The 7,309-nt window shown below is 72.6% G+C and carries 5 protein-coding genes; all 5 read left to right on the top strand.

All coding sequences use genetic code 11. From position 1 onward, the window contains the following. Window positions 1-15: 15 nt before the first annotated feature. The 5 genes from ACFXKG_RS11660 to sucD all read left to right on the top strand — a co-directional run bounded on the left by ACFXKG_RS11660 (window position 16) and on the right by sucD (window position 7,235). Complete coding sequence (locus ACFXKG_RS11660) at window positions 16-1,140, top strand: AAA family ATPase (protein ID WP_384835895.1); 1,125 nt, start codon at window positions 16-18, stop codon at window positions 1,138-1,140. Continuing rightward, complete coding sequence (locus ACFXKG_RS11665; RefSeq protein WP_384835898.1) at window positions 1,137-3,644, top strand: DUF5682 family protein; 2,508 nt, start codon at window positions 1,137-1,139, stop codon at window positions 3,642-3,644. Before ACFXKG_RS11660 ends, ACFXKG_RS11665 begins: the two co-directional genes overlap by 4 nt. Then, the gene (locus ACFXKG_RS11670; protein WP_384835901.1) at window positions 3,641-4,894 is read left to right on the top strand and encodes a VWA domain-containing protein; all 1,254 of its coding nucleotides are present in this window, start codon (window positions 3,641-3,643) and stop codon (window positions 4,892-4,894) included. Before ACFXKG_RS11665 ends, ACFXKG_RS11670 begins: the two co-directional genes overlap by 4 nt. 259 nt (window positions 4,895-5,153) lie before the next feature. Then, window positions 5,154-6,329: an ADP-forming succinate--CoA ligase subunit beta gene (sucC, locus tag ACFXKG_RS11675; RefSeq protein WP_384835904.1), complete on the top strand. Its 1,176-nt coding sequence runs from the start codon at window positions 5,154-5,156 to the stop codon at window positions 6,327-6,329. Window positions 6,330-6,350: 21 nt separating this feature from the next. Then, window positions 6,351-7,235, top strand: a complete 885-nt coding sequence (gene sucD / locus ACFXKG_RS11680; protein WP_384835907.1) for a succinate--CoA ligase subunit alpha — start codon at window positions 6,351-6,353, stop codon at window positions 7,233-7,235. The last annotated feature ends 74 nt before the right edge of the window (window positions 7,236-7,309 follow it).

Genomic DNA, 7,309 nt, shown 5'->3' on the forward strand with positions numbered 1-7,309 from the left:
TCTGGAGGGGGATCCATGACCATGCCCGAAACCACCTCGACGACGGCCGGGACCACCGGCGACCAGGCCCTGCGCCCGCACGCGGAGGACGCGTTCGCCCACGAACTGGCGGCCCTGGCCGCGGCGGACGACCGGCAGCGGCCCGCCCGCTGGCGGCTCTCGCCGTGGGCCGTGGCCACCTATCTCCTCGGCGGGGCGCTGCCGGACGGCACGGTGATCACACCGAAGTACGTGGGGCCGCGCCGGATCGTCGAGGTCGCGGTCACCACGCTCGCCACCGATCGCGCCCTGCTCCTCCTCGGCGTGCCGGGCACCGCCAAGACCTGGGTCTCCGAACACCTCGCGGCGGCCGTCAGCGGTGACTCCACCCTGCTGGTGCAGGGCACGGCGGGGACACCCGAGGAGGCGATCCGCTACGGCTGGAACTACGCCCAGCTTCTCGCCAACGGCCCCAGCCGTGCCGCGCTGGTGCCCAGCCCGGTCATGCGCGCCATGTCCGACGGCATGACGGCGCGGGTCGAGGAGCTGACCCGGATCCCCGCCGATGTGCAGGACTCGCTCATCACGATCCTGTCCGAGAAGACACTCCCCGTCCCGGAGCTGGGAGAGGAGGTGCAGGCCGTCCGCGGCTTCAACCTGATCGCCACGGCCAACGACCGCGACCGCGGGGTCAACGACCTCTCCAGCGCGCTGCGCCGCCGGTTCAACACGGTCGTCCTGCCGCTGCCCGCCACCCCCGAGGCCGAGGTCGACATCGTCTCCCGGCGCGTCGGGGAGATGGGCCGCTCGCTCGAACTGCCGGACGGCACCGAGGGCATCCAGGAGATCCGCCGGGTCGTCACGGTCTTCCGGGAGCTGCGGGACGGCGTCACCACCGACGGCCGTACGAAGCTCAAGTCCCCCTCGGGGACGCTCTCCACGGCCGAGGCGATCTCCGTCGTCACCAACGGCCTCGCGCTCGCCGCGCACTTCGGCGACGGGGTGCTGCGACCGGGCGACGTGGCGGCCGGGATCCTCGGCGCGGTCGTCCGCGACCCGGCGGCGGACCGGGTGATCTGGCAGGAGTACGTGGAGACGGTCGTCCGCGAGCGCGACGGCTGGAAGGACTTCTACCGCGCCTGCCGAGAGGTGAGCGCATGACCACGGCCGCACCGCGTCCCGCGGGGCCGCTGCTGCTCGGGGTCCGGCACCACGGGCCCGGGTCCGCGCGGGCGGTACGGAGCGCGCTCGACGCGGCGGAGCCGGGCGCCGTACTGATCGAAGGGCCGCCGGAGGGCGACGCGTTGCTGCCGCTCGCCGCCGACGAGGCGATGCGGCCGCCCGTCGCGCTTCTCGCGCACGCCGTGGACGATCCGGGGCGCGCCGCGTTCTGGCCGCTGGCGGAGTTCTCCCCCGAGTGGGTCGCGATCCGCTGGGCGCTCGCGCACGATGTGCCGGTCAGGTTCATCGATCTGCCGGCCGCCCACTCGCTCGCGCTCACCACGGAACCGGACGCCGAGCCGGCCGGGACCGGCGCGGCGGAGGGCGGCCGGACCGGGGCGGCGGAGGGCGGCGGCACCGAAGCAGCGGGGGACGGGGCGGAAGGCGTGCGGATCGACCCGCTCGCGGTGCTGGCCAGGACCGCCGGGTACGACGACCCCGAGCGCTGGTGGGAGGACGTGGTCGAGCACCGCGCCTCCGGCCTGGCGGACGACCCCTTCGCACCGTTCGAGGCGGTCGCGGAGGCCATGGGCGCGCTGCGCGAGGAGTACGGCTCCGGCGGACACCGGCGGGATCTCGTCCGCGAGGCCCATATGCGGATCCAGCTCCGCGCGGCCCGCAAGGAGTTCGGCGACGGAGCGGTCGCCGTCGTCTGCGGCGCCTGGCACGTACCGGCGCTGCGCGTGAAGACCACCCTGGCCGCCGACCGCGCGCTGCTCAAGGGCCTGCCCAAGGTGAGAACCGACCTCACCTGGGTGCCCTGGACCCACCGCAGGCTCGCCCGCCACAGCGGCTACGGCGCGGGCATCGACTCGCCCGGCTGGTACGGACACCTCTTCAGCGCACCCGACCGGCCCGTCGAGCGCTGGCTCACCAAGGTCGCCGGGCTGCTGCGGGAGGAGGACCACGCCGTCTCCTCCGCCCATGTCATCGAGGCGGTACGGCTCGCGGGGACCCTCGCCGTGCTGCGCGGCCGGCCGCTGGCCGGGCTCACGGAGACCGTCGACGCCGTACAGGCCGTCATGTGCGAGGGGTCCGAGGTGCCGCTCGGCCTGATCCGGGACCGGCTGATCGTCGGCGATCTGCTCGGCGAGGTCCCCGACACGGCGCCCGCCGTACCGCTCCAGCGCGACCTCACCCGGCTCCAGCGTTCCCTGCGTCTCAAGCCGGAGGCGTCGGAGCGCGAGCTGGACCTCGACCTCCGCAAGGAGACCGACACGGCGAAGAGCACCCTGCTGCACCGGCTGGGGCTGCTGGACATCGGCTGGGGCGAGGCGACCGCGGGACGGGGGAGCACCGGCACCTTCCGGGAGACCTGGCGGCTGAGCTGGGAGCCCGAGCTGTACGTACGGGTCGCGGAGGCAGGGATCTGGGGCACGACCGTGCTCGCCGCCGCCACCGCCAAGGCCGTGTCGCGGGCCCGGTCGGCGACCGCGCTCACCGAGGTCACGGCCCTCGCGGAACGCTGCCTGCTCGCCGCGCTGCCCGACGCCCTGCCGGTGGTGATGCGGGCCCTCGCCGACCGCGCCGCGCTCGACGCCGACATCGGCCGGCTCGCCGAGGCGCTGCCCGCGCTGGCCAGATCGCTGCGGTACGGCGACGTACGGTCCACCGACACCGCGGCGCTCGGTGAGGTCGCGGCGGGCCTCGCGGAGCGGATCTGCGTCGGCCTGCCGCCCGCGTGCACCGCGCTCGACGCGGACGGCGCCGCCGAGATGCGCGGCCACCTCGACAGCGTCCACACGGCGATCGGCCTGCTGCGGACGGGCTCCGGTCGCTCCGAAGGGCATTCCGGGGACGAGGGCTCCGGGGACAGGGGGCCCGGGGACGCGAACGCCGGGGACGAGGGCTCCGCGGAAAGGGGGCCCGGGTACGGGGACCTCGGCGGGCGGTGGGCGGCCGTGCTGGCCAAGCTCGCCGGGCGGGACAGCGTGCCCGGCGAGATCCGGGGGCGGGCCGCCCGGCTGCTGCTGGACGACGGACGCCTCGCGGAGGACGAGGCCGCTCGGCTGATGGGGCTCGCCCTGTCGCCCGGCACCCCGCCGGCCGACGCCGCCGCCTGGGTCGAGGGCTTCGTCGGCGGCGCGTCCGGGAGGGGCACGTCGCCGGGGGCGGGCTCCGCCGGCGGCATGCTGCTGATCCACGACGAACGCCTCCTCGGCCTGGTCGACGCCTGGCTGACCGGTGTCGCGCCGGAGGCCTTCACCGATGTGCTGCCGCTGCTGCGCCGCACCTTCTCGGCGTACGAACCGGGCGTCCGCCGCACCCTGGGCGAGCTGGTCCGGCGCGGCCCGGCCGCCCCTGGACCGACGGCGGCCGAGGCCACCGCACCGGGCTTCGGCCCGGGGCTCGACACGGCGCGCGCCGACGCCGTACTGCCGGTGCTCCGGCTGCTGCTGGGCGCCGACCGCGACGACAACGACCTGGTGGGGGCGGACACATGACCACGGACACGGACAGGGCCCCGCAGGCGGCCCCGCACACGGACCCGGCCACCGGCACGGCCACGAGCGCGGCGACGGACGGGTCGGCCGCCGAGGAGCGGCTGCGCCGCTGGCGGATGGTGCTCGGCGGGGACGCCGCCGACGGCACGGGGCACGCGCTCGCCGGCCGGGACGCGGCGATGGACGGCGCCCTGACCGCGCTGTACGGCGGCCGGGGCGGCGGCAGGAACGGAGCGGGCGGCGGGGGCCGGTCCGCCGGGCTGGGCGGCTCCGCGCCCTCCGTGGCCCGCTGGCTCGGCGATATCCGTACGTACTTCCCCACCTCCGTCGTCCAGATCATGCAGCGCGACGCCATCGACCGGCTCGGGCTCGCCACGCTGCTGCTCGAACCGGAGATGCTGGAGGCCGTCGAGGCGGACGTCCATCTCGTCGGCACCCTGCTCTCGCTCAACAAGGCGATGCCGGAGACGACCAAGGAGACCGCGCGCGCCGTGGTCCGCAAGGTGGTCCAGGACATCGAGAAGCGGCTCGCCACCCGCACCAGGGCCACCCTCACCGGCGCGCTCGACCGCTCCGCGCGGATCAGCCGGCCGCGCCACCGCGACATCGACTGGGACCGTACGATCCGGGCGAACCTGAAGAACTACCTCCCGGAGCAGGGCACGATCGTGCCCGAGCGGCTGATCGGGTACGGCAGGGCGGCGCAGTCGGTGAAGAAGGACGTCGTGCTCTGCATCGACCAGTCCGGGTCGATGGCCGCCTCCGTCGTCTACGCCTCCGTCTTCGGCGCGGTCCTGGCGTCGATGCGCTCCCTCGACACCCGTCTCGTCGTCTTCGACACGGCGGTCGTCGACCTCACCGATCAGCTCGACGACCCGGTGGACGTCCTGTTCGGCACCCAACTCGGCGGGGGCACGGACATCAACCGCGCGCTCGCCTACTGCCAGTCGCGGATCACCCGCCCCGCCGACACCGTCGTCGTCCTGATCAGCGACCTCTACGAGGGCGGGATACGCGACGAGATGCTCAAGAGGGTCGCCGCGATGAAGGCGTCGGGCGTGCAGTTCGTGGCGCTGCTCGCGCTCTCGGACGAGGGGGCGCCGGCGTACGACCGCGAGCACGCCGCGGCGCTCGCCGCCCTGGACGCACCGGCCTTCGCCTGCACACCCGACCTCTTTCCTGAGGTGATGGCCGCGGCGATCGAGAAGCGCCCCCTCCCCGTACCGGACGGCGACCTGCCACGGTGCTGAGACAGCCGTTCGGGCAGCCGCGCCCTGTGTGTGACGGGTATCACCGCTCTGTGACAGGTATCACCGCTCATCTGTGATCTGCGATTTAGGGACCCACGGCCCACGGGGATAACCTGCGAGACGGACATGCCGCGTAGCGGACACCGCGTACGCCTTCCTCAGTGACAGCGCAGTCACGTTGCCCTTCGCGGCACGCCCACGCAGACAACGAACCCGCGATCACCAGGCTGCGGTTAAAAAGACAAAGGGACGGACACGCGTGGACCTGTTCGAGTACCAGGCGAGGGACCTCTTCGCCAAGCACGGTGTACCGGTGCTGGCCGGTGAAGTCATCGAGACGCCCGAGGCCGCCCGCGAGGTGACCGAGCGTCTCGGCGGCAAGGCCGTCGTCAAGGCGCAGGTCAAGGTCGGCGGACGCGGCAAGGCGGGCGGCGTGAAGCTGGCCTCCGACCCGGCCGACGCCGTCGAGAAGGCCGGTCAGATTCTGGGCATGGACATCAAGGGCCACACGGTCCACAAGGTGATGCTGGCCCAGACCGCGGACATCGCGGAGGAGTACTACGTCTCCTTCCTGCTGGACCGCACCAACCGCACCTTCCTCGCGATGGCCTCCGTCGAGGGCGGCGTGGAGATCGAGGTCGTCGCCGAGGAGAACCCCGACGCGCTCGCCAAGATCCCGGTCGACGCCCACGAGGGCTGCACGCCCGAGAAGGCCGCCGAGATCGTCGCCGCCGCGAAGTTCCCGGCCGAGATCGCCGACCAGGTCGCCGACGTCCTGCAGAAGCTGTGGACCGTCTTCATCAAGGAGGACGCCCTCCTTGTCGAGGTCAACCCGCTGATCAAGTCCGGCGACGGCAAGATCATCGCGCTCGACGGCAAGGTCTCGCTCGACGAGAACGCGGACTTCCGCCAGCCCGAGCACGACGCGCTCGAGGACAAGGCCGCGGCCAACCCCCTCGAAGCCGCCGCCAAGGCCAAGAACCTCAACTACGTCAAGCTCGACGGCGAGGTCGGCATCATCGGCAACGGCGCGGGTCTGGTCATGTCGACCCTCGACGTCGTCGCGTACGCCGGTGAGAACCACGGTGGCGTGAAGCCCGCCAACTTCCTCGACATCGGCGGCGGCGCGTCCGCCGAGGTCATGGCGAACGGCCTGGAGATCATCCTCGGCGACCCGGACGTCAAGTCCGTGTTCGTCAACGTCTTCGGTGGCATCACCGCGTGCGACGAGGTCGCCAACGGCATCGTCCAGGCCCTCGAACTGCTGAAGACCAAGGGCGAGGACGTCACGAAGCCGCTGGTCGTGCGGCTCGACGGCAACAACGCGGAGCTGGGTCGCAAGATCCTTTCCGACGCCAACCACCCGCTCGTGCAGCGCGTGGACACCATGGACGGCGCGGCCGACAAGGCCGCCGAGCTGGCCGCGGCCAAGTAAGGGACGAGGGAAACCACAACCATGGCTATTTTCCTGACCAAGGAAAGCAAGGTCATCGTCCAAGGCATGACCGGCGCCACCGGCATGAAGCACACCAAGCTCATGCTCGCCGACGGCACCAACATCGTCGGCGGTGTCAACCCGCGCAAGGCCGGTACCTCCGTCGACTTCGACGGCACTGAAGTACCCGTCTTCGGCTCCGTGGCCGAGGCCATCGAGAAGACCGGGGCCGACGTCTCCGTCGTCTTCGTGCCGCCGGCCTTCGCCAAGGCCGCCGTCATCGAGGCGATCGACGCCGAGATCGGCCTGGCCGTCGTGATCACCGAGGGCATCGCGGTCCACGACTCCGCCGCCTTCTGGGCGTACGCGGGCAGCAAGGGCAACAAGACCCGGATCATCGGCCCGAACTGCCCTGGCCTGATCACCCCCGGCCAGTCCAACGCCGGCATCATCCCGGGCGACATCACCAAGCCCGGCCGCATCGGTCTCGTGTCCAAGTCCGGCACGCTGACCTACCAGATGATGTACGAGCTGCGCGACATCGGCTTCTCCTCCGCCGTCGGCATCGGTGGCGACCCGGTCATCGGCACGACGCACATCGACGCGCTCGCCGCGTTCGAGGCCGACCCCGACACCGACCTCATCGTGATGATCGGCGAGATCGGCGGCGACGCCGAGGAGCGCGCGGCCGACTTCATCGCGAAGAACGTCACCAAGCCGGTCGTCGGCTACGTCGCGGGCTTCACCGCGCCCGAGGGCAAGACCATGGGCCACGCCGGCGCCATCGTCTCCGGCTCCTCCGGCACGGCCCAGGCGAAGAAGGAGGCCCTGGAGGCCGCCGGTGTGAAGGTCGGCAAGACGCCGACCGAGACGGCCGGGCTCGCCCGCGCCATCCTCGCCGGCTGATCCATCGCCTTCCGTACGGACAGACGTACGGATGTACGGACCACACGCGCGTGGGCCCGCACCCTCTCCGGGTG

Source organism: Streptomyces sp. NPDC059255 (genome assembly GCF_042752355.1).
Taxonomy (GTDB): domain Bacteria; phylum Actinomycetota; class Actinomycetes; order Streptomycetales; family Streptomycetaceae; genus Streptomyces.